The 256-nt window shown below is 63.3% G+C and carries 1 protein-coding gene; it reads right to left on the bottom strand.

All coding sequences use genetic code 11. The features are described 5' to 3' along the window. The coding region (locus IG65_RS37520; RefSeq protein WP_156055942.1) for an AMP-binding protein at positions 1 to 256 on the bottom strand (256 nt) is incomplete at both ends.

The raw sequence follows: 256 nt of genomic DNA, 5'->3' as shown, positions 1-256 counted from the left end.
CACGACCAGTCGGCCGCCGTGGAGTAGCGGGCTCCAGATTTCCCATACGGAGACGTCGAAGGCGAGTGAATGACACTGTGCCCACACCTGTTCCGACGCGGGTGTGGGGCCGGTGTTCAAGGTTGTCAGTAGTTGGGTGACGTTGTGGTGGGTGGTGGCTACGCCTTTGGGGATCCCGGTGGTGCCGGAGGTGTAGATGAGGTAGGCGATGGTGTCCGGGCGCGGTGCTGGTAGTGGGCTACTGGGTTGGGTGTCG

It is taken from the genome of Nocardia sp. NRRL WC-3656 (assembly GCF_000720265.1).
Lineage (GTDB): Bacteria > Actinomycetota > Actinomycetes > Mycobacteriales > Mycobacteriaceae > Nocardia > Nocardia nova.
Note: the sequence above shows the minus strand (reverse complement) of the source record. Positions and strands in the feature narration are given on the sequence as shown.